Source organism: Paenibacillus sp. PL2-23 (genome assembly GCF_040834005.1).
GTDB lineage: Bacteria > Bacillota > Bacilli > Paenibacillales > Paenibacillaceae > Pristimantibacillus.
In genome coordinates, this window is the sequence record NZ_CP162129.1 from 1,983,824 (window position 1) to 2,010,130 (window position 26,307).

Here is a 26,307-nt window from a genome sequence, read left to right on the forward strand (position 1 = left end):
GAGATGGTGATGAAGTTGAAATTAAAAGGAATGACATGGTCTCATGAGCGCGGCTTGAACCCATTGGTGGCTGCCTCACAGGCGTTTCGCAAGCTGGAGCCTAACGTCGAGATTGAATGGGACGCGCGTTCTCTGTCTGATTTCGAGCTGTACCCGCTGGAGCTGCTTGCAGATACCTATGATCTCATTATGATTGATCACCCCCATATCGGAACAGCGGTTGCGAAGGGACTGCTGCTGGCTTTGAATGATCGGGTAGAGGAGGCTTTTCTGAAGGATCAGGAGCTTCATTCGACAGGGTTGAGCTACGCCAGCTATACGTATGAAGGCAGACAGTGGGCGCTGCCTGTGGATGCGGCAGCTCAAGTCAGCGCCTATAGACAGGATTTGCTGGATCAGGCTGGATTGTTGCCAGCCCGCAGCTGGAGCGACGTGCTCGCTATCGCCAAGCAGCTGCCCAAAGGGCAGTCAATTGGTCTCCCTCTTGTGCCAGTGCATGCGTATTCAACCTTCTTCACGTTATGCGCGCAGCTGTCGAACCGGGCCTATTGGAGTGAAGGTCTTGATCTTCCTATGGAGGTAGGCGAGCAGGCGCTTGCGCTTATGGAAAGCCTGATGCCGTATGTACATTCGGAATCGGTGCATCAGGATCCCATTCACATGCTGAATCTTATGGGTACCAGCAATGAAATAGCGTACATTCCGCTTATCTACGGGTATTCCAATTATGCGAGAGTCGGCTTTCGGCCGTCTGTGGCGAGCTTCGGCAACATTCCGTCTGACAGCGGCGTGCCAAGCGGCAGCATGATTGGCGGTGTAGGGCTTGCGATTTCGTCGCAATGCCAGCATGCTGACATCGCTGCCCGATTTGCTGTTATGGTCGCTTCACCAGAGTTCCAACGCACCTCGTTTTTCCTGAATGACGGTCAGCCGGGCCATCGAGAGGCATGGCTGGACCCCGAGGTGAATCGCCTCTCCGGCGGCTTCTTCAAGAATACGCTGGACACATTGACACACGGCTCCATGAGACCGCGTTTCCATGGCTATATCAGCTTCCAGGAGCAGGCTGGCAATCTGATTCGGTACCGCCTGATGAATCAGGCGCCGGAGCGGAGAACGGTAATTCAAACTTTGAACGAAATGCATATGCAGGTTAGACGAGAGCATCAGGAAACGGGGCTGTGAGCAGAATGAAGCTGCTGGAGGATATTGTTGTACTGGATTTCAGCCAATATCTGGCAGGTCCTGTGTCCGCGCTTCGGTTAGCCGATTTGGGGGCGCGAGTCATCAAGATCGAACGACCGAACGCGGGTGATGGAAGCCGCCAGCTGACTCTGTCGAATCTAAGGGTAGACGGAGAGAGCACCGTATTCCAGTCTATGAATCGGAACAAGGAGAGCTACGCTGCCAACCTGAAGGACCCCTCAGATCTCGTAAGAGTAAAGCGGTTGATTCAACAGGCGGATGTCATCATAGAAAATTTTCGCCCCGGTGCTATGGAGAAGCTCGGTCTGGACTATGAATCCGTGAAGGCGCTGAATCCTGGCATTATATACGGCAGTATTACTGGATACGGTGTGGAAGGCCCCTGGAAGAACAAGCCGGGTCAGGATTTGCTGGTCCAATCCATGTCCGGCTTAGCCTGGCTGAACGGCGACGGCGAGCAGCCGCCTGTTCCCTTCGGATTAGCAACCATTGATCTGCACACCAGCTCCGTATTTGTTCAGGCCTTGCTGGGCTTACTGTATAAGCGAGAGAAGACCGGCCAGGGCGGACTAGTGGAGATCAGCCTGATGGAGGCGGCTCTGGACTTCCAATTCGAAGTGTTGAGCGCTTATATGAACAAAGAGCCGAGAGAGCTGCCCAAGCGAAGCAGGTTCCGGAATGCCCATGCTTACCTTGGCGCGCCATATGGCATCTATGAAACAAAGGATGGCTATATCGCGCTGGCCATGGGCTCCATTCTGACATTAGGCGAACTGTTGCAATGCGAAGAGCTGCTTGTCTATACGGAGCAGTCAGCTTGGTTCGATGAGCGGGACACCATTAAGGGAATATTGAATCGTCACCTGAAGACGAGGTCGACAATGGAGTGGCTCGATATGCTGGAGCCGGCCGACTATTGGTGCGCTGAGGTGTTCAATTGGGAGCAGTCTCTTCAGCATGAAGGCATCAAGGTGCTGGATATGTTCCAGGAGGTCGTAAGGCCAAGCGGCGCGGTGTTCAAGACGACGCGTTACCCGGCAAGGGTGAACGGACAGCTGCTCAAGCATGAGAAGGGAGCGCCTCCAGTCGGCGAGCACACAGTACGAATTAATAGGGACTTCGGTCTTGAGGATTCGGTGGACAACGATGGAGGGAGGTAAGGCGATGGACCATAACGATATTCGATACGAGGTTGACAACTATATAGGGACGATTACGCTTGCCAGACCGGGCAAGCTGAATACCGTCACACGTGCGATGGGCGAGCGGCTCAGCGAGCTCTGTCAGGAGATCAACAGGGACAAGGGCGTTCGAGTCGTCGTCCTCACCGGCGAAGGCGAGAGGAGCTTCTCCGCCGGCAGCGACATTGAAGTGCTGGATGACTATGGAAGTCCATGGGATTTGCGTAATCGTGACGATTATTGTATGGCGATTCGCAGCATTCGCAAGCCAGTCATAGCAATGGTTTATGGGTATGCCATTGGCGGAGGACTGGAGCTTGCGCTGCAGGCCGATATTCGTATGGCGTCATCTCACGCGAGGTTCGGCGCAGCAGAAATTAAGCTGGGCTGGATCGGAGGCAGCGGAAGCACGCAGCTGCTTCCGAGAATGGTAGGTGCAGGCAAGGCTGCGGAGATGGTGTTGACGGGGAGGCTGCTGTCTGCGGAGGAGGCTTTGCGTTGCGGATTGGTTGAGCAGGTTGTGGAGCCTGGTGAGCTGAAGAAGCTGGTCTACGAGACGGCAAGCGCCATCGCGGCTTATAGCCCAATCGCTGTCGAGAACGCGAAGCTTGCACTTCGAGCGGCCATGAATATGCCGCTTGACGCAGGCCTGCAATATGAGAACAGTCTGTTCTCCTTCTGCTTCACGACCGAGGACGCGCAGGAGGGCAAGGCAGCCTTCAAGGAGAAGAGAGCTCCGCAATTCAAGGGCCAATAATAATAGAAGCGAAAGGGAGATGGAGCACAATGATGAAGGGCAATCGCAATGGACAAGACTATTATCGGTTATATATAGACGGCCAATGGGTAGAGGCAGCTTCGGATCGGCTGATTGAGGTGCAGAACCCGGCGAATGAAGAGGTGATTGGACGGGTAAGCGATGCCTCTGCCGAGGATGTGCAGAAGGCGCTGGAATCGTCCGAGCGGGCGCAGCAGGCGTGGCAGGCGCTGCCTGCCGTGAAGCGTGCGTCTTATTTGGTCAAATTGGTGGAGAAGGTGAAGGAGAAGCGCGAGTTCCTAGCCAAGCTGCTGGTGATGGAGCAGGGCAAGACATATCGTGAGGCGCTCGGAGAAGTGGATGATACGATGGCTTATATGATGTTCGCCGTGGAATCCGCCAACAAAATTAAAGGTGATATTCTTCCTTCCAATAAGGAAGGCGAGATGCTGCAGATTCGCAAGGTGCCTTATGGCGTCACTATTGGCTTATGCGCATGGAACTATCCGCTGGCCTTGATCGGCCGAAAGCTGGGACCGGCGCTTGTGACGGGCAATACGATGATTATTAAGCCGCATGAGCTTACGCCAATCGCTTCGGCCGAGTTTTTCAACCTGGTTCACGAGGCGGGCTTCCCCCCTGGCGTTGCAAACTTCGTGACAGGCACAGGCGCGGAGGTGGGACAGCTTCTGGTGAGCAGCCCCATTACGAAGATGGTAACGGTAACCGGCAGCGTACGCGCGGGTCAGCAGATCTACAAGGCGGCATCCGACAACATTACCGCATTGTCTCTGGAGCTGGGCGGCAAAGCCCCGTTCATCGTATTGGAGGATGCGGATATTGACCAAGCGGCGGCAGCGGCTGTCACAGCCCGATTCGCGAACTGTGGGCAGGTATGTGTGTGCAATGAGCTGGTGCTTGTTCACGAGAAGGTGGCGGAAGCCTTCACAGCCAAGCTTCTGGAGCATATGAAGGCTATTAAAGTGGGCGATCCCTTCGACAGCACTGTAACGATGGGGCCTAAGGCGAATGGCAATGATCTGATTAAAATTGACGACATTGTGCAAGAAACGGTAGCCCAAGGTGCCAAGGTAGCCTTTGGAGGCAAGCGTCCTAGCGGCGGCATCTTCGATAAGGGCTATTGGTATGAGCCGACTGTCCTTGTTGATGTGAAGCCGGACATGGCCGCAGCGCAGAAGGAGATATTTGGTCCTGTGCTTCCGATTGTAACCATCAGCAGCTTCGAGGAAGCGATTAACATCGTCAATTCCAGTGAGCTGGGCTTGTCGGCCTATCTGTTCACCAGTGATATGAAGAAAATGATGCAAGGTACAGATGTGCTTCAGGTGGGAACAGTGTTCGTCAACCAAGGTATGTCAGGCTGCATGCAGGGCTACCACAGCGGCCATAAGCTGAGCGGACTAGGCGGCGAGGATGGCGAATATGGACTGGAAGGCTATATGCAGAAGCGTGTAGTGTACTTGAATTATAAGTAAGGAGAGGGGCCTGCGGTTCACCGACCGCAGGCTGCTTCCCTATTCCACTTGTTTCGATGTAGAACGGAAAAGTTCAATAACATGGCGAATTCGTTCATTTCTTTGTGGGGTGAGCAGTGATACGATTCTATTATCAAGTCGATATCCCATGAGGAGGCAACAAGGATGAAGCTGGTACACATTCATTTAGAGGGCAAGTTAACCTGCGCGATTGCAGGAGAGCAAGGGATTCTGCCGATTGAAGCGAGCCTGGAGGACGTTATTGCAGGAAGGGCTGATGCTGCGGAGCTAGCTGCAGCTAGCCATGGTGAGTGGCTGCCGGAGCAAGAGGTGGTGTTCGCACCCTCCATTCCGGCAGGCAAAAAAATAATATGCGTCGGACTTAATTATAGGAAGCATGCGGAGGAGGCGGGCCTCCCCGTACCTCAGGTGCCCATTCTGTTCAACAAATTTTCCAATGGACCTGTCGGACACGGAGCGGAAGTGGCGCTTCCCGCTCAAGCGTTCAAATATGATTATGAGGCTGAGCTGGGCATTGTGATCGGCAAGACGGCCAGAAACGTCAAACAGGAAGAAGCGCTGGATGTCGTATTCGGCTATTGCAACGTCAATGATCTGTCTGCGCGTGATCTCCAGATGCGCACGAGCCAGTGGATGCTTGGCAAAATATTAGACGGCTTCTGTCCGGCAGGCCCCTATCTCGTCACAGCGGATGAAGTGGGCGATCCCAACACGCTGGATATTAAGCTGTATCTGAACGGAGAGCTTCGTCAGAGCTCGAATACGAGAGACATGATCTTCAACGTTCCGGAAATTATTCAATATATATCGCAATATATGACACTGGAGCCTGGCGACCTTATTCTGACCGGGACGCCTGAAGGCGTAGTGGCCGGCTATCCAGAGGATCGTCAGGTATGGCTGAAGGATGGTGACGTTGTTACCGTTGAGCTCGAGAAGCTGGGCGCCTTGACCAATGTTATGAAAGGATGCTAATCGAAGACTGATGAAGATATGGGCAATCATTATGCGGGAAGGACCGCATGACAAGGGAGGTTCACACCATGAAGATAACGGATATAGAGCTGTTCCAGATTGAGCCCAGATGGCTGTTCGTGAAGATTAGCACGGACGCAGGCTTCGAGGGCTGGGGCGAACCAATTCTGGAGGGCAGAGCTTCTACTACCAGAGCGGCGGTTGAGGAGCTGAAGGATTATTTGATCGGGAAGGACCCTCTCAAGATTGAGGATCACTTTCAGGTTATGTACCGCGGCGGCTTCTATCGGGGAGGACCCATCCTCATGAGTGCAATCTCAGGTATCGAGCAGGCGTTATGGGATATTAAGGGCAAGTATTATAATGCTCCGATCTATGATCTTCTTGGCGGCTCGGTTCGCGACAAGATCAAGGTGTACGCCTGGATCGGGGGTGACAGTCCAAGCGATGTGAGCAATCATGCCCGGATGCAGGTTGCCCTGGGCTTCAAGGCGCTGAAGATGAACGCGACGGAAGAGCTTCATTATATTGACGATTACAGGAAAATTGATCGGGCCGTAGAGCGGATGCAGGCTGTGCGAGCAGCGGTTGGTCCGGATATCGGCATTGCCGTTGACTTCCATGGCAGGGTACACAAGACGATGGCCAAGATTCTCGTGAAGGAGCTGGAGCCGTTCCGACCGATGTTCATTGAGGAGCCTGTGCTGCCGGAGCATAACGAAGCGCTGAGGGACATTGCCAGAATGACGAATACGCCGATTGCAACGGGCGAGCGTATGTATACGCGCTGGGGCTTCAAGCAGCTCCTGCAGGATGGCTATGTAGATATTATCCAGCCTGACCTCTCCCATGCCGGCGGTATTCTGGAGACCAAGAAGATTGCAGCTATGGCGGAAGCATACGATGTCAGTCTGGCGCCGCATTGCCCGCTTGGACCGATTGCGCTGGCCTCCTGCTTCCAGGTTGACAATTGCACGCCGAACTTCGTTATTCAGGAGCAAGGGTTAGGCATTCATTATAATCAAGGCAGCGACGTTGTCGGCTACTTGAAGGACCCGGATGTATTCCAATATGAAGCGGGTTATGTTCGTATGTCCGGTAAGCCTGGCCTTGGTATTGAAATCAATGAAGCTGCGGTCAGAGAAGCGGCCAAGAAGGGGCATAACTGGCATTCCCCAATCTGGCGCAACGAAGACGGCTCTTACGCGGAATGGTAGTCCCCATTGACCGATTGGCGGCACTTAAGCCAGCGCAAAGCTTGTTCGATACCGGCCGAGCCTATTGGCCTGCTTGTGCTTAGGCTGCGCAGCGATATGGGGCGTTGGGCTGAATGAAACGAACGGGGGGTCAATAGATGAAGCCTAATTTTGTTGTATTTGTTGTGGATCAGATGCAAGCTCGCACGATGTCTCTGCATGGCCATCCAGACGTGCGGACGCCGAATTTAGATCAGCTGGGGCTAGAAGGAGTGTCCTTCACCAGAGCGTATTGCAACAATCCCGTATGTATGCCTTCGCGTGCGACCCTATTGACGGGCCTTACTCCCCGGCAGCATGGCTGCTTGACGAACGGCAACGCCGTTCCTGAGCACCTGCCGACACTGCCGGGGGTGCTCGCTCAGAATGGGTATCGGACACATGCCGTAGGCAAGCTGCATCATCAGCCTATCGGCTCTGTCAGCAAGGGCGAGGAGATGGCTTTCTCATGGGAGAGCAGAGCGCGGTGGGAGGCTGGAGAGATTACAGCGCTGCCAAACGATTATTACGGCTACCAGACGACGGAGCATGTAGGCGGGCATGTCGACTGCTACGGCGATTATTTGACATGGCTGGAGCAGGAGCTGCCGGGAGGAAGGGAGCGATTGCTGCGGGCGGGAGCCTATGAGAAAAATAGCCTGTACGAGCAGCATTGGAAGATCGATCTGCCTGAAGCGCTGCATTACAACCGGTGGATCGCTCGCCGCTCAGCGGATTTCCTGGAAGGGCTTGGGCAGGAGGAGCCCTTCTATCTCTGGTGCTCCTTCCCCGATCCGCATCATCCCTTCGCAGCCTGCCGTCCTTATAGCGAGATGTATGATCCGCAGTCGCTGACGCTGCCGGAGGGGTGGAATGATGAAGCGGATTCTATCGATTGGCTGAAGGGCCTAAGAGCCGTTCATCCCGGGCACTCGCAGTTTGATGAAGCCACTCTGCGTGACATATTAGCGCAGACCTATGGCATGATCACACATGTGGACAGCTGTATAGGGGACGTGCTGGACAAGCTGAAGGAGCGTGGACTCTATGAGAACACCATTATTGTCTTCATGGCGGATCATGGAGAATATTTGGGCTCCCATCGGCTGCTGACCAAGGCAGAATGGCCTTGGGAGGAGCTTCTGAATGTTCCGTATATCTGGAGAGCTCCCCGCGCTGCCGGGCAGGGCGTCTATCGTGAGCGCGTCGTCAGCCTGCTGGACTTCGTGCCGACGGTTCTGGACTTTGCCGGTATAGATCAGGCTGTCATGGATACGCGCGGCATCTACAGCGCGCCGCCGCTTGGCTTGCCGGGCCGCAGTCTGCGCGCTGCCGTTGAAGAGGGCAAGGAGCTGCCTCCCCGTCCGGCGCTTGTGGAATACGATGAGGATTGGTATGCGCCCGAGACGACTCGAATGCGCACACTTGTTGCGGAGCAATACAAATTAACGGTGTTTATAAATTCGGATGAGGGGCTGCTGTTCGATCTGGCGGCAGATCCTCGTGAGCATAACAACCTATGGCATGTTCCTGAATATGCACATGTTCGTTATAAGCTGACAGAGCAGCTCCTGCGGGAGCTGATTCGCACTGACCGGTTCGATACGCTACGGATAACTGGAGCGTAAGAGGCTGTCTTGGGGCTGTTTGGAAGAGTGGTGCTCCCACTTTTCTGGACAGCCTCTTTTTTGTTCCACTTTAAATAAGGTATTGACGGGAATAGATGGTAAACCTATAATAAAAACGAAACGAGTTTCGATTATAGTATTTAATAATTAAATACTGAACGATAGTTTCGAAAACTCAATACTTTTTTATAAGTTTATGTAATCGTTCTCAAGGAAGGGGTGAGCCTGAGCATTAAGGTAAGTGTTCATGCCGTACAGTCTCTGTCACCGATGAATACAGAAAAAGGAGTGCTTGTTGTGGAAAATGTGAATGAAGTCCGGCAGCTGGACGTACCCGACATCAAGCGCGGGACGCCATTGAAGCAAAGGGCCTCAAGGCTGCTGAAGAGCTACCAGCTATATTTGTTTGTGCTTCCCGCTGTTTTGTATTACGTGCTCTTTCATTACGCGCCGTTATACGGCATTCAAATCGCCTTCAAGAACTTCCTGGCCTTCAAGGGTATAGCGGGCAGTCCATGGGTGGGTCTGGAGCATTTCGAACGATTTTTCCGTTCCTTCGAATTTACCAAAATTATTCTGAACACGATCAAGCTTAGCGTACTGCAGCTTGTGGTGGGCTTTCCGGCTCCGATCATACTCGCGCTGATGCTGAATCAGCTCATGCACAAGAGGTTCAAGAAGTTTGTGCAGACCGTTATTTATGCGCCTCACTTTATTTCGACGGTCGTTATTGCGGGCATGCTGTTTTTATTCCTGTCGCCGGATACGGGCATGGTTAACAAGCTCATCGGATTGTTTGGCGGCGAGCCGGTATTTTTTATGGGGGATCCCGACTGGTTCAGGCCCGTATATGTGCTGTCGGAGATTTGGCAGAACACAGGCTGGGGCACCATCATATATTTGGCAGCGCTTACGACGATCAGTCCCGAGCTGCATGAATCGGCGGTTGTGGATGGCGCAAACAAATTTCAGCGGATTCTGCATATCGATATCCCCGGCATTATGCCGACGGCCGTTATTCTGCTTATTCTGAGCACGGGCAATATTATGAGTCTCGGCTTCGAGAAGGTCTACCTGCTGCAAACGCCGCTTAACCTGCCCTCATCGGAGATTATTTCCACCTATGTGTACAAGACGGGCTTGGTTGGCGCACAATACAGCTTCTCAACCGCTGTAGGATTGTTCAACTCTGTTATCAATTTCATCATTCTCATCACAGTTAACCAAATTGCCAAAAAAGCTTCCAATACATCGTTATGGTAAGAAGCGGGGAGGTTCAATATGTTTAAACGCAGTCTAGCAGACATCTGGTTCGATCGCGTAAATATGCTGTTGATTATGACCGGACTGGCCATCATTGTTTATCCCCTCTACTTCGTGGTGCTGGCCTCAGTGACAGACCCTGGTGCTGTTCAGATGACCTTGTTCTGGCCGGAGAAGTTCAGTCTGGAGGGCTACAAGAAGATACTGGACAGCGACAACCTGTGGGTGGGCTACAAAAACTCTTTTGTATACGCAATCTTTGGAACCATTATCAATTTATGTCTGACCCTTCCCGCAGCCTACGCCTTGTCGCGGAAGGATATGAAGGGCCGCAGTACGGTTATGCTCTTTATAACGTTCACGATGTTTTTCAGCGGTGGACTTATCCCTACCTACTTGACGGTCAAGGAGCTTGGACTGCTTGACTCGGTTTGGGCGATGGTCATACCTAATGCGGTGGGCGCGTGGAATCTCATCATTGCTCGAACGTTTTTCCAGTCTACGATTCCGGATGAGCTTCTGGAGGCGGCGAAGATAGACGGCTGCTCCGATGCCAAGTTTTTTTGGAAAATGGTGCTTCCCCTGTCGCAGGCGCTTATTGCGATTATGGTGTTGTTCTACGGTGTTGCGCATTGGAATTCCTACTTCAACGCCTTGATCTACCTGCGGGACCAGGAGCTGTTCCCCCTGCAGCTCGTGCTTCGATCCATTCTGATCGAGAATCAGATTAGCAACGACATGATGACGGACATGTCCTCCATGGGAGACCAGCTCCGAGCGGCTGAGCTGATTAAATACGGCATGATTATTATTGCGGCACTCCCGCTGCTCATTCTGTATCCTTTCTTGCAGAACTATTTTGTCAAAGGCGTCATGATTGGAAGCATCAAGGGGTAAAGGATGCGGCCGTCATTACGGAAGGGAGGTGCATGCCGGGCATCCTTGTTGATTTGCTGCAGCTCATGTAAGCGCATACGAATACAAAATTAGGAGGTCATCGATTTGAACAATCGGAGAAAAAAACTGTTGGTATCCTTTCTTTCAGTCATGATGAGCGTTTCTGTTCTAAGTGCTTGTGCAGGAAACAACAATGATGGTGTGGAGCCCTCCAAGGAGCCGAATCAAACGGAAGCGGCTCAGACGCCCGAATCAACGGATGGAGGAGGGGAGCAAGGTGTATTCCCGATAGCGGAGAAGGTGACGCTTGAGATGGTAACCTGTAAGCACCCTAACAATGGGCCGTTCGAGGAAATGGATTTCTTCAAGCAATATGAAGAGAAAACCAATGTGCAGATTGAATGGACAGACATTGAATTTGCGCAATGTGAGGAGCAGCGCAATCTGATTCTGGCCAGCGGCGAGCTGCCGGATGCCTTCTATGGCACACTTGCGCTGACAGGCAATGACGTCATTAACTATGGCGGCCAAGGCATGCTGGTTCCCCTGGAGCAATACATCACGAAGGAAACGATGCCCAATCTGACGGCGTTGATTGAACAGAATCCGAAGTACAAGGCGATGCTGACAGCGCCGGATGGCCATATCTATTCGCTGCCGAGCATCCGCGAGCTGATGCTGTGGCTCTCTCCCGACATGATGTACCTGAACAAGGAATGGCTGGACAAGCTGGAGCTTGCCGTGCCGACAACAACAGATGAGCTGCGCACCGTTCTGGAAGCTTTTAAGACGAAGGATCCTAACGGCAATGGCAAAAATGACGAAATTCCGTTCTCCTTCCTGTGGGACTTCGCGAACTATAACGTAATGGGCATCGGCTCATTGTTCGGCACCTTCGGAAGAGCGGACTCCGCCAACCATATTTTCGTAGAGGATGGCAAGGTCGTCTTCTCTGCGAAGGAGCCGGAGTATATGGAAGCGATCCAATATTTCCACTCCTACTTCAAGGATGGACTGTTCGACAAGGAAAGTCTGGCGCAGGACCGCAATCAGCTGGTAGGCAAGGGCAGCGGTACCGAGCAGCGTCTGGGCGGCTTCTTCTCCTGGAACGCCTTCTCGGTTGTTGGCGTCGACAATGATCCCAAGTATGTCTTGGTTCCGGCTCTGAAAGGACCAGACGGCGATCAAGTATGGAGAAAATCGCTGGGCAACAATCAAGGCGTCAACCCGTTTGCTTTCTCCATGACAGCTGCGAATGAGCATCCAGAGCTGACGATGCAGTGGATTGACTTGTCCTATGCAACGGATACATCCATCGAAGCAGGCTGGGGACCTATCGGAACAACATTGGAAGACAAGGGCGGCACTTTGACGCTGAAGGAGGCCCCAGCAGGCCTGACGACAGACCAATACGTATTCAAGACGGCACCGGTTGAAGCGCCTTACGCCATTCTGGAGAATACGTACGGCACTCGTCTGGCCATGGCCGACAAGGACAAGGTCAAAATTGACGGCATCAAAGAAAACTATTTGCCTTACATGACCTCGGAGACGTTCCCAGGTGTATTGTTTACGGCGGAGGAATCTCAGAAGATCAAGACGCTGGATACCGACATTAACAGCTACGTGAACCAGACTAGCGCCAAGTGGCTGCTTCAAGGCGGCGTAGAAGGCGAATGGGACAAATACCTGGCTGACCTGCAGAAGATGAAGGTTGAGGAGCTGATCAGCATTTATCAAACGGCGTACGACCGCTTCAAGAGCGCCCAATAATAATCACAAATAATAGAGAGCATCCCCTGGAGGCTTGGGGCCCGGGGGAGGCTCTCCACTTTCGCTACATGAATAGAAGGGATGGTGCATTCATTTTGAAAGCGTATTCAGGGATTAAACGATGGTTGACCGTCTTTTTGAGTGCGGCTGTACTGACCGTATCTTGTCTCACAGGTGCAGGGGGGGTTAGTTATGCAGATGAGGCAAGCGACGAGCTTCCTGTAAATATTCGAACGGACAAGGCAGATTTCGATACGATTCCAGCCGTTGCTGAGCATTATAGGAATCAATTCGGCAATCAAGCAGTGGCGTACTTCAACAGTATTAATAACGAAAGCCGAATTCAGCGCATTAACTTCCTGCAGTACCCAGATGGACAGTTTTTGCAGATTAATGGCGAAGTAACGCTTGATATTCCTGCAAGGAATGCAAAAGTGTGGCGTCTGTTCAGTGATGTGCGCTTTGAGGGCTCCGTTGCGCAGACGATGAAGCTTTATGTGATTGACCCCAATGATGTGGAAACAGAATGGACCGTATTCCAGAACGGTGGCTGGAATGACCGTATAACCGGGCTATATACCAACTATACGAAGATGGGCTTCCAGGAAGACAACCCAACGGAGGGGATCACCCATCCTTGGCTAATTAAGGATACGAACGGCGATATTATCTACGAAGGCTACAAGATGAAAATCGTCGGGAACGGAACGCTGCGAAGCGTCTATCACTGGGAAGAAGAAGGCGTTCCGCTGGAGTTTGATACTTCCGCATGGACCGTTCTTGGAGGAGACATGGCTATACTGGACGTCTCCGTTGATGTAGATGCGCTGACCAATTTAAGCATGGACGGCGTGAACAAGCTGCCCGAGGAAGTGTTCAAGCGTTATCATGTGAACAGCGGGCCGATCGGCTTAGAGCAAGCCGGGGGCGAATTTACGGTGCTGGACGAGGCGTATCACAGAACGACTCATGATTACGGCTTTACTCCCGGTCGCGGCGCCTTTCATTACACACTGATGACCAGCTGGGCGGGTCTCAAGGAGGATTCGACGCGCCCTGGATATGCAGACTTTACGGCGACGAACCAGGTTTATGCCAAGAGTCAGCCTGCCATCGACAAATTCGAAGGTCTGTATCCATCGATCGGCAAGGATTATGTCCTGACGCTGGACGGCTGGCCGAGGTGGATGTGGGAATCCCCTAATTCCGGACAATCGGAGCATTTCGGCACACCGTCCCGCGCCAACTTCGATGCTGCTGCCGATGCGTCAGCCAAGCTGATCAAGAGCATCGATACCAGATTTGACGGGCTGGGTCCCAAATATGTGGAGGTTAAAAACGAATCAACGATTCCGCAGGAATGGTGGTTCTTCCAATCGGAGCCGGAGCAAGCGTGGAGTTACTTGTCGGAGTTCCACAACAAAGTGTCTGAAGAGGTAAAGGCTTTAAATCCGGATGTGTTGGTCGGCGGACCGTCAAGCGCATTCATGTATCTGGAGAAAAATGATTTCAATGAAGCGCGTGCGCAGCTGAAATTTATGGATGATACAAAGGATTCACTGGATTGGTATTCGCATCACTTCTATGAAAATGCCAACCTTTTCATCCATGACAGAGAAAACAACTCGGATGGCTTCCTGAGCGGACGAATGGAAGCAGTGCTGGATCTGCTCAATGCGCACATGGTGAATACAGATAACGTGAAGCCGATTTACATTACAGAAGAAGGAACCTATAATACGGCGGGAAGCGACGCGGACTACTTCCAGAAATTAGTTGCCTTCAACGGCTACATGCTGCGTTTCATCAATTATTCCGATACAATCGGAATGCTGGTTCCTTACTTGTATCCTATTATTAACTGGCGCCCCAACTCCACGGGTACGTTCTACAAATATAATGAGGCACAGAATGGATTATTGGAAGAAATGACGCCAATGGAAGCTTATCTGGATATGTGGAAGGATTACCGCGGCGCGTTCCTTCCTGCTGAAGCGGATCAAGAGCGTGTCTTCACAAATGCGGTTCGCTACAATGACAAGGTGTATGTCGCTGTTCACAATCTGAACTCGCAGCGCGTTAACCTGGATCTGAATGTGTTCGCGGGCGACGCCGATATTGCAGGCGTAACGCGCAAGCATTTCTTCCTGGAGAAGGGCGAGCTGACCTATGAGGAAGAGAATGTCACAGATCTGGACAATGTGTACATGCGCGTTCAGGAAATGAGCGTATTCGAGATTACGCTGGATTCCAATCCAGCGTTCACCAAGACGTGGGAGAGAGAATTTGCATATGCGCCTCAGGAGCTTGTGCCGACGAGCGTGAATGCGCCGGCCTCATTTACGGTTCAAGCAAGGCCTGCGAATCTCGCCAAAGCGACTCTCCGTATTGGCTTCGGCAAGACGGGCAGCGGGTTTGCGGAGGACATGCAAGTGGTTGTAAATCCTAGTGATACGGCCAATATGCAAAGCTTTAGCAAGGATTTGGCTTACACGAATAAGCCTGGCAACCTGTTGACCTTTACTGAATTTGAGCTGGATACCAGCAAGCTTCTGGCGAGCAATACCATTGAAATATCGCTCCCGGATGAAGATGGATATATCACAAGCGTACAAATCATCGAGTACCACGAGCAGTCGGCTCCAACAGGCGTCGCTACAAGTGCGCTTGCTGGTCCTATTGCGGACGCTAAGTCGAAGCTTACGTCGACTATCATTTCGTCCACAGGCAATGAGGTTGAGCCAGGCAAGAGCTGGGTGAAAAAGCAGTACCGAGACACGCTCAATATTGAAGTAACCAAAGCTGAGATTGTTGCACAGGATGCCTTAGCGACAAATGCTGAAGTGACAGAAGCTTTGGCAGACCTAGCCAAGGCGGCTGGGATTTTTGATCAGTATACGAAGACCAAATCGTCGCCTAGCGGCAGTCGAGGGGCCAAATTCTCCTTCGAGGACGGAGAAACGGCAGCTTATACCCACAATGTAAATGCTGTTACGGCATCGACAGGCACGCAAGGCGCAACGGACGGCAGCAAGGCGCTTCAAGCGGAGTTTACGACCTTCACATCCTACGCTTGGGATACAACAGGCACCTACTCAGGCAGCCTTGATTTTGCGGCGCCGGAGGAAGGCTGGAGCCTGGGAACTGCCCCATTTACCTTCGATGTCAAGAATTTAAGAAGCTACGCGACGCAGCTGCGAGTGGAAATTACGGACACTTCGGACGTAAAAGGCACTTATTATTTTACGCTCGGAGCAGATGCTTCGAGGAGCATCAGCATTGCCGATTTCGGCGTTGCGGGCGGCACATGGCTAGCGGACGGCAATTTCCCGAGAAGCGCTGCAATTGATACGGAGAATATTAAAAATATTCGATTGTATGTCTTTTCTCCAACGGCTGCTCCTGTTACGAATGCAGCGCTGGCCTTTGATAATATAGTTATTGGCCGTGTATCGGATCCCGGGCCAGGTCCTGTTAATCCAAACGGTGTGTTCCTATCCTTCGAGGATCAAGAAGAAGTTGTCTACGCGGCTAGCGGCCAAGGGATTACCGCTTCCCGATCGGAACAAGGCGCGACACATGGCAGCAAAGCATTAAATACGGAGTTTACTACCTTCACCGCATACAGCTGGGATACGAGCGGCAAATATTCAGGCAGCATAGACTTCACTGCGCCGGAGGAGGGCTGGAGCTTGGGCAGCAAGCCGCTTCAATTGGATGTTGCGAATCTCGTGAGCACAGGAGCCCAGCTTCGCGTGGAGGTTGCCGATGTTCAGGGGAATAGAGGCATTTATTATTTTGCCATAGCGCCCAATCAAGCACGAACGCTTACGATATCCCAATTTGGCGTATCTGCGGCCAGCTGGCTGGCAGACGGCTATTTCGCAAGAACGGCGGCAATTGACACCACTAAGCTGAAATCTATTCGCTTGTATGTATTTGAGCCTACAGCTGTAACCGTGGGACATGCGAAGCTTGCTATCGATAATATGATGATAGGCAGCGGGCCGGTCCAGCCAACAGATGAGCAGCTGGCAGCCGAAGCGGCCGATACGTTGTCGGCAGCCTCGTTAACATTCGCGGAGGGAGACACAGCGCAAGCCGTAACAGGAGCTATTGTATTGCCGTCTGCTGGCCTTCATGGAGCAACCGTGGCATGGGCTTCCAGCCATCCTGCGACAGTGTCGGCTAACGGGACGGTGGTTCGACCTCAGCATGGAAGCGGGAATCAGGTTGTGACGCTGACTGCTACCGTTACTATTGGAGCGGCAAGCGCAACCAAGGCTATTACAGTAACTGTGCTGGAGCAGGCTGCGCCTCCGTCTCCGCCTCCGCCAATCATTCATGTGCCGGGTCCAACAGCTCCGCCAGCACCGAGCGCTGAGGTTCTCGTGAATGGCAAGAAGCTGGACAAAATAGCAAGCGCGGTTACCGCGACCGAGGCGGGGCGCAAGGTGACAACGATTACGGTCGACCAGCAGCTGCTTAAGAATAGTCTGAGCACTATAGCGAATAATGCTGTTCTTACCATTCCTGACGAGAGCGGCTCCCCTGTTGTGAATGGCAAGCTTAATGGGGCAATCGTTAAGGATCTGCAGCATAAAAATGTGGTGCTTGAGCTTCGAACAGCCGCTAACTCCTATAAGCTTCCTCTTGAGGAGCTTCAAATGGATCATATGATCAAGGAGCTTGGCTCTGATGTGTCGCTGGAGGACCTGATTATCAATGTAAGAATCAGTCAAGCCGATGAAGAAACCCGGCAGGCGCTGGAGCAGTCGGCTGAGCAAGACGGATTTACGGTAGTGGCCGCTCCTGTAGAGTTCCATATTACCTACACTTACGAGGATCAGACAAAAGAAATTAGCACATTCAACTCCTTCGTGGAAAGAACGATCCTTATTCCGGAAGGCGTGTATCCCAATGAGATCACCACGGGGGTAGTAGTGGAAGAGGATGGAACCGTTAGAGGGATACCAACTAAAGTGGTGGGACAGAATGGCAGCTATTATGCTGTGATGAATAGCTTGACGAACAGCACCTACGCGGTGATCTGGAATCCTGTGGCTTTCCAGGATGTATCCGGTCATTGGGCGGAGCAGGCTGTAAATGACTTAGGCTCCAGATTAATCATAGCTGGGGTTGACGGCAACCGCTTTGAGCCGGATCGCTCCATCACCCGCGCCGAGTTTGCCGCGATCCTGGTAAGAGCTCTGGGACTTCAGGCAGAGGCAGGAGAGTCGGCGTATTCCGATGTTGCCCAAGGCAGCTGGTATGAAGCCTATCTCAATACGGCGACAGCGTATGGCTTGATTAACGGCTATGAGAGTGGTGAATTCAGGCCTCATGCTGTCATCACGCGTGAACAGGTTATGAGCATCATGGAACGAGCTATGGCGCTCACGGGACTTGATTCTGCAGCCGAGATGATAGAAGCGGATGAGCTGCTGTCCAGTTTCAAGGATGGCGACGAGGCGGCAGCCTACGCCAAGAGCGGTATTGCAGCCAGCATTAAGGCAGGTCTCGTGCTGGGCAGAAGCGAGCAAGTGCTTGCTCCGAAAGCAGCTATCACAAGAGCGGAAGTCGCGGAGGTTGTTAGTAGACTTCTGGAGCAATCTAACTTAATCTAATCAGTAGACGTTGTTCAAAAAGTCCAATTTTGATCACGAAGTATACCGGGAAGTCTATTCGACATCGAATATGGAACGCAAGCGAAACTTCCGGTGCTCACGTAGCTCCACTACGTTCCGCTCCTCAGTTTCTACTTTCGTTCCATCTTCTCGGTGCTGAAAACCGAACTTTTTGAACTTAGATTACTATTTGAACTTAGATTATTAGTGAGTTATTTTTTGGAGAGACCTCTTTATGGAGGTCTCTTGCATGTTAGGAAGAGATTGGGAAGAGAGGGCGAGGAAGTATGAATCCATATGAGGTTATTTGTAAAGTCCAGGATGGGTATTCGGTTGTCGAGCTGCGGGATACAGAGCGTGGAGATTGTGCGCAGCTTGTGCCGGAGATTGGCGGGAATCTAATTCGGTTTCATTCATCTGGGCGAGAGCTGTTAGCTGCGCCGGGCTCTATTCATGATTTGAGAGGGAATGAATTCATGTACGGCACCCCCCTGCTATTCCCGCCAAATCGCGTGCCAGGCGGAAGCTTTACGTTCAAGGGAAGACCTTACCAGCTGCCTATCAATGAGCAGCCGGACCGCCATCTGCATGGCGAGCTGGCGCGAAGAAGCTGGGAGGCCGTGGAATGGGGAGGAACGGAAGAACAAGGGGCTTATGTTGTGCTTCGGTTTCGGTATTCCGATCATGAGGATATGCTGGCTTACTTCCCGCATCCTCTCATATTCAACGTGACCATATCCCTGCTGGGTGGACGTCTCCGACTGGACGGCGCCATCGTCAATGAGGGCGAGGACGAGGCACCGTTCGCCTTCGGCCTTCATCCTTACTTCAATCTGCCAGGCGAACAAGCCCTGTTGCAAGCTCCGGCGGCCAAGGAATGGCCAATCTCAAGCTTCACCTTCATTGAGGGTGCCCCAGCCGATACCGAACGTGCGGGAGAGCTGCGCGGAGGGCTTCCGCTGAATCGTATTGCTCCTCTTGGCTCAGCTATGGTGGAGCTTCAGGAGGGTGAGGAGCGTATCTGCCGGCTGCGGATGATAGAAGAAGGCTATACGATCGCCTATTCCATCGGCAACACCTTCCCCTATTTGCTTATTTTCCGTCCCAATTGGTCGGAGTCGATCTGTCTGGAGCCATACTCCTGTCTGACTGACGCCTTCAATCTGCCTTATCCCCCGGAGATGACGGGAGCAAGAGGCCTCGCTCCTGGCGAGCGTGTGACGTTCGAGACTTGTATGTGGGTGGAGGAGTCATCTTAAGCTCTTGGCTTGAAGCTCTCGCGTTCCACTAGCCAATGCTGCAGGATAATGTCCTCTTGAATGATCAAATCTGGATGGACAATCAGCTGGTGAATATACTCAACTGATTTCCTGCCGAGCTCGTCCATTGGCTGCTGCATGGAGGTTATGGATGGACGAACAATCTCAGCAACCGCACTGCCGTCGAAGCCGATAATGGAGATGTCATCAGGAACGCGCAGTCCGTGATCCAGAGCGCCATTAAGCGCACCAACCGCCATATCATCCGTAGCGGCAAAGATAACAGTCGGCAGCTCCTCCTGGCGCAGGAGCTCTTCCATAAGCCTGCGTCCGGAGGAAAGCTTGTAATCACCCAATTTAATGAAGCTTTCATTGCGCTTAATACCATGCTCCTGCAATGCACCCAGATAGCCGCTGTAACGATTACGGCCGGCAGCTATATCCTGCAAGTCCCCGCTAAAATAAGCAATTTTGGTATGCCCCATCCGAATGAGATACTCCGTTGCGTCGAAAGCGGCTCTATAATCGTCAATTCGAACGGACAGGTGGGCATTAGACGGTGCGTTAATACTCGAGAACAGAATGGGCATGTTGGCATTATTGAAGAACGTAATGATTTCGTCATTAAATTTCTGATGCATAATAATGATGCCGTCTATTCGCATCTCCTTAAAAATTTGCAAATATTTCATTTCCTTCTCCAGATTTTCTGCAATATTGCCAACGAGCAGAGTATAACCCAGGGCGCTGGCCGTTTCTTCAATACTCCGTAGAATGGTTGAGAAGAAGTGATTGGTTATATCCGGCACAATAATGCCAATGGTGTTCGTTCTATGTGTCTTCAAGCTGCGGGCAATATGGCTTGGCGAATAATCCAGCTCCTCGATTGCGCGATTCACCTTCTCCAGCAAAGCCTCGCTAACATATTTTTCACCGTTTAATACCCGCGATACGCTCGTTACCGAAACCCCCGCCCGTTGCGCAACATCCTTAATACTTGCTCTCATAACATTCCCCTTTCACTCGATGCTGTTCCCTTAAAAATAGGACAGTACTCCGCAGCCTGTCAACTAGAGGCTAACCTGAATCCGTGATACAAAGTTTATAAAAACCGAGATATTTAAAGGAAAATGCATCTCTGAAGTCGAAAATTAAAGATAATCGCTTATTATCTACTTTCACCAACGAGGTGCTGAATATGAAGATCCAATTCACCCAATCTAAGGAAATCCTCTTAACAACGCATGCAGGCTTGGCTGCGGTCGGTGCGCTGCTTTCCCATACACAGTTGTCTCAGCGTCTTAATCGCTCAGCCGTTAAAGGAATGGAGAATCCGATCCACGGGAACGGCGAAGTCATGAAAAGCTATCTTGGTCTGCTCTGCCAAGGTAAAAGCGATTTCGACCACATCGAGCCTTTTCGCAAAGATACGGTGTTTCAAACATGCCTGGGTATTCGCAAAGTGCCTTCAAGCCCTACGCTCCGTCAGCGACTGGATGCCGCTGCACAAACAATAGATGCCAATTGGAATGACATTCTGTTGCAGGAATCTGCCGACCTCATCCGAAACCTCAATGCCCCGGTAACTGGACTTGACGCAGGCGAGCATACGGTCATACCGCTGGACATTGACGTTTCGCCGTTCGATAACTCCGGCACGAAAAAAGAAGGTGTCTCCCTCACGTACAAAGGAACATTTGGATATGCCCCCATCTTTGCCTATTTGGGCCGAGAAGGGTATGGCGTAAATCTTCAATTGCGTGAAGGTAGTACACACAGCCAGAAAGATGGTGCTGATTTCCTTCGGGAAACGATTCATTACGCTCGTCGCATTACAAGTGATCGTCTACTCGTCCGTATGGATTCTGCTCACGATAGTCTTGAAAACTTGCAAGTTTGCCACGCGGAGAAAGATGTTGACTACATCATTAAAGTCAATCTTCGCGGCGCTTCCAAAGAAAGCTGGCTGCGAGTAGCCGAAGACAAAGGGATATCTTGTGAGCAACGCCCTGGGAAGACCACCTACATCGGCGCGATTACATTTCCACAGAAAGACTTCGATTGTAACCTGCGTCAAGTGTTCCAAGTCATCGTGCGTACGATCGATCGGGATGGGCAGGTGCTCATGTTTCCAGATGTGGAAGTGAACGTTTACTGGACATCTCTGACTTGCTCGCCATGGCGTGTCATTGAGCTTTATCGCGATCATGGCACAAGCGAGCAATTTCATAGTGAGCTTAAGACCGATCTAGATTTGGAGCGATTGCCGGCAGGCAAGTTCGATACGAATGAGCTAGTCCTGCACGCTGGCGTATTCGCCTATAACCTGCTTCGCATCATGGGACAAGAAAGCTTACGTCAAGATGATGCACCGATTCGTGGAGGCGTCGGGCGCCGTCGTATCCGAACTGTCATTCAGAACATCATCTACATCGCAGCTAGAGTCAGCCGCCATGCCCGACAAACGTCCTTCAATTTCGGCCGTTACAGTCCATGGTTCCAAACCGTTCGTCGAATCTACCAGGCATTTGCCTGATTATTGTGAATGAAACGCAAGCACAGCCACCAGTCGCCTCCCCCCTGTAAAAAAGGAGGTTTATTTCGCATGCCTTGCTTCCTGTGAAAAGCGCTTCTTGTTTGAATCCGAAGATGGGAATGTTGTAAGATACACAATCTTCTACGCCTGTTTTCCAAAATACGGACTGCCTAGGAGGTAGGGGACCTAAGCTGTCACGGATTCAGGGCTAACTTTTTTAATGGATAAATTCAAACAAATACAATTGTTTACAATTAATAAAGAAAAAACGTCAATAGAATTAACAAAAGTCCAATAGAATGATCATGTCGCCCGTATGGTAACGATACCATAAATCAATTTGCAGTAAAAGGAGATTGTTAGAATGAATGAGCTGTTAGTTGCAGGGGGTACTTTAACGCCTCTCAGCTCCAAGACACATATCACTTATCAACTTCCAATCATCGGCCAGCTTGCTTCTCTGGAGCTAGAGTTCAGGTATAGTCCCAAGGTGTTGGTGGATCAGGAGGCCGCACAATCTCTGATTATCGAGGCTATCGAGAGATACAATGAACCATCTCATGCAGAGCTGCAGAAGCAGCAATGGGAACGTTATACACCTCTGCAAAACTTATTAACCTTATCCGTAGATGATCCGAACGGATTCCGAGGTTCAGCGCATCGCCATTCACCTGAGCAGAAGTATAAAATTGCGGGCTTGGCATCTTCTCCGGGGTTCATCAATGGAGAGCTTCCAGAAGGGCTATGGAGAATTACAATCAGTGTGCATTGTGTAATCACCCCGGAGTGCTCTTATCAACTAATAATAAGGGGAGGATCTCAGCTGTATGAAATGGATACCGTTTGAGCTGCATACCCATACGCCCCACAGCGACGGGAAGCATACACTGCTGGAGATGTGTCTTGAAGCGAGGAGATTAGGTATTCAGGGAATTGCACTTACTGATCACAACACGATGTCGGGCATGTCGGAAGCAAGAGCAGTCCAGGAGGAAACGGGTGTTGTCATCCTGCCGGGAATGGAATGGACAACCTTCTATGGACACATGCTGACGATAGGAGCGCCTTATTGCGACTGGCGTGACCTTGGGCCCAAGGATATACATAAGGGTATTAGCAGGGTGCATCAGGCAGGCGGCATTGTAGGGATTGCTCATCCATATAGAATGGGCAGCCCGATCTGTACGGGATGCCACTGGGAATATGAAGTAGAGAACTGGAACGATGTAGATTATATGGAGGTATGGCATGAGCTGAACCCTTCCCTTAAGCGCCATAATAGACAAGCTATGCAGAAATGGACAGCATTGTTGGATCAGGGCTACCGAATTACAGCTACAGCAGGCCGTGATTGGCATCATTCTGCGGTTCATAACGAACGGCCAGCCGTAACTTATATTGAATTACCTGAGGGCTGGGAGAACTGTGCTGCAGAGTCGGTGGTGCACGCCATCGCCCAAGGTCGATGCATGCCCAGCATGGGACCACTGCTCCTAATGGAAGCTGTTGTAGGAGCTAGCAGATACCGCGTGGGTGATGAGATTCCTATTCATGAAGATTCAGAGATGACCGTTACACTTCAAATTTGTATTGTCAGGTCTGAATTGTGTATTCCTTACGGGAATGAGCTATTGGTGACAAGAGTAGTTGTTGAATCCAATAACGGTATTCTGCTGGATCAAGTGTGGGACCAAGAGCAGACGCATTTACAGCAGCAAATCGAATTGGAAGGAATACGTTGGTTGCGAGCAAAAGCGATGGGGGTCATGCAAGAGGTATTTACAACCCTTGTCTTTACAAACCCCATCTATATTAGAATGCCGAAGAGTGAAAACGCAGAAGAGGAGATGAATGGATGCAAAACTATCGAATAATTGCTCATACAGGCTGCGAGGGTACTCCGTACAACTCAATCGCCTCTTGCGAGGCAGGCTATAAAGCCGGAGCTGAGATACTGGAAGTGGATGTTCGTTCAACGAAGGACGGCGTCGCGGCGCTTTATCATGATGATGAGCCGGATGTTGGCGCCTATACTTATGACGAATGGATTGCTGCAGGGAATGGTACAGCTGTCAAGCTGGAGGAAGTGCTCATGCTGTTCCAGGCAAGAGAGGCTGCGTTCAATCTGGACTTGAAGACAAAGGATGCCTATCGGGCGACAGTCCCGGTTGTGAATAAGCTGAATGCGTGGCATCAGGTATACTTCACCGGCGTTACGGACCATCTTGCCGGAAGCGAGCATGCCAAGCATGTCGTCTGGAACCTCCCCCATCTGTCTATGGAAATGGCAGATGACAAGTATGAAGCGGAAGTAAGTCGATATTGCGAGGAAGCAGTGAAAAGTGGCTTTACCGGCATGAATGCCCATTACGTCTCCTGTCGCGCATCCCTGATTCGTCAAGCGAGACAACATCGGAGACAACATCGGCTTATGGTCTGGATCTATACATTGCCGGACGATACAGAGTTAATAGCAGGCTATCTAGACATGGGTGTTGATGCGGTATCACTCCTTAACCCCTCGGTCTGGAGCAAACGTTAATATGGATAATCATTTCTTGGTAGAAAAGGAGGGAGGACGGGGCTGCCCCGTCCATCCAATATGTCTCTAGTGAATGTAAGCAATGCAAGAACAAGGGTCCCAGAGAAGCGGCTTATAGCTGCAAGACGAGAATCATATGCCGTGTGGTACGTGTTTTTGCTCCCGACACTGCTCGGCATACTGTTCTTCACCGTATACCCGCTGCTTGAATCACTTCGTCTCAGCTTTACCAGAGGTGTCGAGGAGCGTTTCGTTGGGACGGACAATTATACCGATGTGCTTACCTCAGATACGTTCTGGTATGCGGTCTACAATACCTTATACATTACAATCTTTCAGTTAATATTTGCTATTCCTTTGGGGTTTGTACTTGCTTGCCTCATTAATAGCCTGCGTCGTTCAAGCCATTTCTTCAAGGTGCTGTTCTATATTCCCAATACCACCTCGATGGTGGCGGCGGCAACCGTCTTTGTTGCGATTCTTCATCCCGACGGTCCTCTGAATTATGCCCTGGAGCTGCTTGGCATGGAGAAGGTGGTGTGGCTCTCCCAGCCCGTTTCCGCCAAGTGGGGCGCTATCATTCTATCCGTATGGCATTGGTTAGGCTTCGTTATTATTATATGTCTTGCGAATTTACAGGCAATCCCAATTGAATATTACGAGGCCTCATCTATTGACGGTGCTACACGATTGCAGCAGTGGTGGTTCATTACGATACCCAACATGCTAGGCAGTCTGGCTCTTCTTTGCATACTGGGCTGGATCGGCGGCCTTCAACGTTTTGCAGACGTCTTCATGCTGGGTGGCTTGCAGGGCAGCCCTGCGCGCTCACTCCACACAGTGGTCGGCTTTATATTTGAGAGGGGCTTTGGCGGCAATGAATACGGCATAGCTTCGGCAGCCGCCTATATATTGTTCCTCGTTATTCTCGTCTTCACCTATTTCAACATAAAGCTCCTCCGAATGAAAATATAGAAGGCAGGTCATAATCTATGCTTAGCTCTACCAAAAGAGATGCAGCGACCAAAGCCGTGATTACGATTCTGCTGGCGGCTATTGGATGTATAATGATTTACCCGTTTCTCTGGATGATTAGCGTCAGTCTGGAGAGAACAGCCAACGTAGCGCTGCCCTTCCCACCGCGCTTCATACCGGAGTTGTTCTCATGGTTCAACTATGGTCTGGTGTTCGAGAATAATGCTCTGTTCTTGGCCTATGGAAATTCAACTTTTCTTGCCTGTGTTCATGTTGCGATGAGTATCGCCTCGGCTTTGCTGGGGGGCTACGCGTTCTCGCGAGGCAGCTTTAAGGGCAAGCGAATCCTTTATATCGCTGTGCTTGCCACAATGATGATTCCATTCGAGACTAGACTCATTCCAATGTTTACCATGTTTAATGACCTGGGTCTTATAAATACCAAATATCCTCTAATCTTGCCATCCATTATTGATGCCTTGGGGCTTGTCCTGGCCAAGCAATATTTCGATCAGCTGCCCGAAGGTCTGAGAGAATCTGCCAAGATGGATGGGGCAGGCGAATTCAAGACGTATTTCTTTATCTTTGTGCCCTTAACGGGTCCCATTACGGCCACACTTGCCATCCTTGCCTTTCAGGAGAGCTGGAATTCATTTATATGGCCGCTCGTTGTCATTAACGATCAACATCTCAAGACAGTTCCTTTGTTTTTATCCAGCTTCTCGGCAGAGAACGGGGACAGACTTGCGGGTGTTACGATGGCCCTGACTGCCATGAGTATTATGCCGATTCTTCTAGTGTTTATCTTTTTCCAGAAATATATTATTCGGAGCGTGGCATTAAGCGGTCTGAAGGGAGAGTGATAGGATAGGGAGAGAAACAGAATAGAGAGAGACAGAATAGAGAGAGAAGCCAGATTAAGAGAACAGCTGTAGT

The 26,307-nt window shown here is 51.2% G+C and carries 19 protein-coding genes; 18 read left to right on the forward strand and 1 reads right to left on the reverse strand.

Going from position 1 to position 26,307, the window contains the following annotated elements:
- Positions 1-9: 9 nt before the first annotated feature.
- The 12 genes from AB1S56_RS08350 (at position 10) to AB1S56_RS08405 (ending at position 19,318) form a co-directional block, all read left to right on the forward strand.
- Positions 10-1,185 carry an extracellular solute-binding protein gene (locus AB1S56_RS08350; RefSeq protein ID WP_340872705.1) on the forward strand — a complete coding sequence of 392 codons (1,176 nt, stop codon included), beginning with the start codon at positions 10-12 and terminating at the stop codon, positions 1,183-1,185.
- A gap of 5 nt (positions 1,186-1,190) precedes the next feature.
- Positions 1,191-2,366 carry a CaiB/BaiF CoA-transferase family protein gene (locus AB1S56_RS08355; protein ID WP_340872743.1) on the forward strand — a complete coding sequence of 392 codons (1,176 nt, stop codon included), beginning with the start codon at positions 1,191-1,193 and terminating at the stop codon, positions 2,364-2,366.
- Positions 2,367-2,370: 4 nt separating this feature from the next.
- Complete coding sequence (locus AB1S56_RS08360; protein WP_340872703.1) at positions 2,371-3,144, forward strand: enoyl-CoA hydratase/isomerase family protein; 774 nt, start codon at positions 2,371-2,373, stop codon at positions 3,142-3,144.
- A 29-nt stretch (positions 3,145-3,173) separates the two neighbouring features.
- Positions 3,174-4,640: an aldehyde dehydrogenase gene (aldA, locus tag AB1S56_RS08365; RefSeq protein ID WP_340872702.1), complete on the forward strand. Its 1,467-nt coding sequence runs from the start codon at positions 3,174-3,176 to the stop codon at positions 4,638-4,640.
- A gap of 165 nt (positions 4,641-4,805) precedes the next feature.
- Positions 4,806-5,636: a fumarylacetoacetate hydrolase family protein gene (locus tag AB1S56_RS08370; RefSeq protein ID WP_340872700.1), complete on the forward strand. Its 831-nt coding sequence runs from the start codon at positions 4,806-4,808 to the stop codon at positions 5,634-5,636.
- A gap of 68 nt (positions 5,637-5,704) precedes the next feature.
- On the forward strand, positions 5,705-6,853 hold the full coding sequence (gene dgoD, locus AB1S56_RS08375) for a galactonate dehydratase (RefSeq protein ID WP_340872699.1): 1,149 nt from the start codon (positions 5,705-5,707) through the stop codon (positions 6,851-6,853).
- 137 nt (positions 6,854-6,990) lie between these two features.
- On the forward strand, positions 6,991-8,499 hold the full coding sequence (locus AB1S56_RS08380; protein WP_340872697.1) for a sulfatase-like hydrolase/transferase: 1,509 nt from the start codon (positions 6,991-6,993) through the stop codon (positions 8,497-8,499).
- Between the two features lie 288 nt (positions 8,500-8,787).
- Positions 8,788-9,762 (forward strand): ABC transporter permease subunit, encoded by a 975-nt coding sequence (locus tag AB1S56_RS08385; RefSeq protein WP_340872742.1) that lies wholly within the window; start codon positions 8,788-8,790, stop codon positions 9,760-9,762.
- 18 nt (positions 9,763-9,780) lie between these two features.
- A complete protein-coding gene (locus AB1S56_RS08390; RefSeq protein ID WP_340872696.1) occupies positions 9,781-10,659 on the forward strand; it encodes a carbohydrate ABC transporter permease in 879 nt (292 codons plus the stop codon).
- A 105-nt stretch (positions 10,660-10,764) separates the two neighbouring features.
- Positions 10,765-12,432, forward strand: a complete 1,668-nt coding sequence (locus AB1S56_RS08395) for an extracellular solute-binding protein (RefSeq protein WP_340872695.1) — start codon at positions 10,765-10,767, stop codon at positions 12,430-12,432.
- Between the two features lie 95 nt (positions 12,433-12,527).
- Positions 12,528-18,059 (forward strand): S-layer homology domain-containing protein, encoded by a 5,532-nt coding sequence (locus AB1S56_RS08400; RefSeq protein WP_340872694.1) that lies wholly within the window; start codon positions 12,528-12,530, stop codon positions 18,057-18,059.
- A 287-nt stretch (positions 18,060-18,346) separates the two neighbouring features.
- Positions 18,347-19,318 (forward strand): aldose 1-epimerase, encoded by a 972-nt coding sequence (locus tag AB1S56_RS08405; protein ID WP_340872693.1) that lies wholly within the window; start codon positions 18,347-18,349, stop codon positions 19,316-19,318.
- On the opposite strand, the gene AB1S56_RS08410 is transcribed toward AB1S56_RS08405, so the two are convergent.
- Positions 19,315-20,325, reverse strand: a complete 1,011-nt coding sequence (locus AB1S56_RS08410) for a LacI family DNA-binding transcriptional regulator (RefSeq protein WP_340872692.1) — start codon at positions 20,323-20,325, stop codon at positions 19,315-19,317. The two genes, AB1S56_RS08405 and AB1S56_RS08410, sit on opposite strands and share 4 nt — an antisense overlap.
- A gap of 191 nt (positions 20,326-20,516) precedes the next feature.
- Here AB1S56_RS08410 and AB1S56_RS08415 point away from each other — a divergent pair, with 191 nt between their 5' ends.
- From AB1S56_RS08415 to AB1S56_RS08440, 6 genes are all read left to right on the forward strand, one after another.
- A complete protein-coding gene (locus tag AB1S56_RS08415; RefSeq protein ID WP_340873812.1) occupies positions 20,517-21,854 on the forward strand; it encodes an IS1380 family transposase in 1,338 nt (445 codons plus the stop codon).
- Positions 21,855-22,218: 364 nt separating this feature from the next.
- On the forward strand, positions 22,219-22,701 hold the full coding sequence (locus AB1S56_RS08420; RefSeq protein WP_340872836.1) for a hypothetical protein: 483 nt from the start codon (positions 22,219-22,221) through the stop codon (positions 22,699-22,701).
- The gene (locus AB1S56_RS08425; RefSeq protein ID WP_340872835.1) at positions 22,682-23,728 is read left to right on the forward strand and encodes a CehA/McbA family metallohydrolase; all 1,047 of its coding nucleotides are present in this window, start codon (positions 22,682-22,684) and stop codon (positions 23,726-23,728) included. Before AB1S56_RS08420 ends, AB1S56_RS08425 begins: the two co-directional genes overlap by 20 nt.
- Complete coding sequence (locus AB1S56_RS08430) at positions 23,710-24,396, forward strand: glycerophosphodiester phosphodiesterase (RefSeq protein ID WP_340872833.1); 687 nt, start codon at positions 23,710-23,712, stop codon at positions 24,394-24,396. Before AB1S56_RS08425 ends, AB1S56_RS08430 begins: the two co-directional genes overlap by 19 nt.
- A gap of 141 nt (positions 24,397-24,537) precedes the next feature.
- The gene (locus AB1S56_RS08435; protein ID WP_340872832.1) at positions 24,538-25,371 is read left to right on the forward strand and encodes a sugar ABC transporter permease; all 834 of its coding nucleotides are present in this window, start codon (positions 24,538-24,540) and stop codon (positions 25,369-25,371) included.
- A 17-nt stretch (positions 25,372-25,388) separates the two neighbouring features.
- Positions 25,389-26,234: a carbohydrate ABC transporter permease gene (locus AB1S56_RS08440; protein WP_340872831.1), complete on the forward strand. Its 846-nt coding sequence runs from the start codon at positions 25,389-25,391 to the stop codon at positions 26,232-26,234.
- The last annotated feature ends 73 nt before the right edge of the window (positions 26,235-26,307 follow it).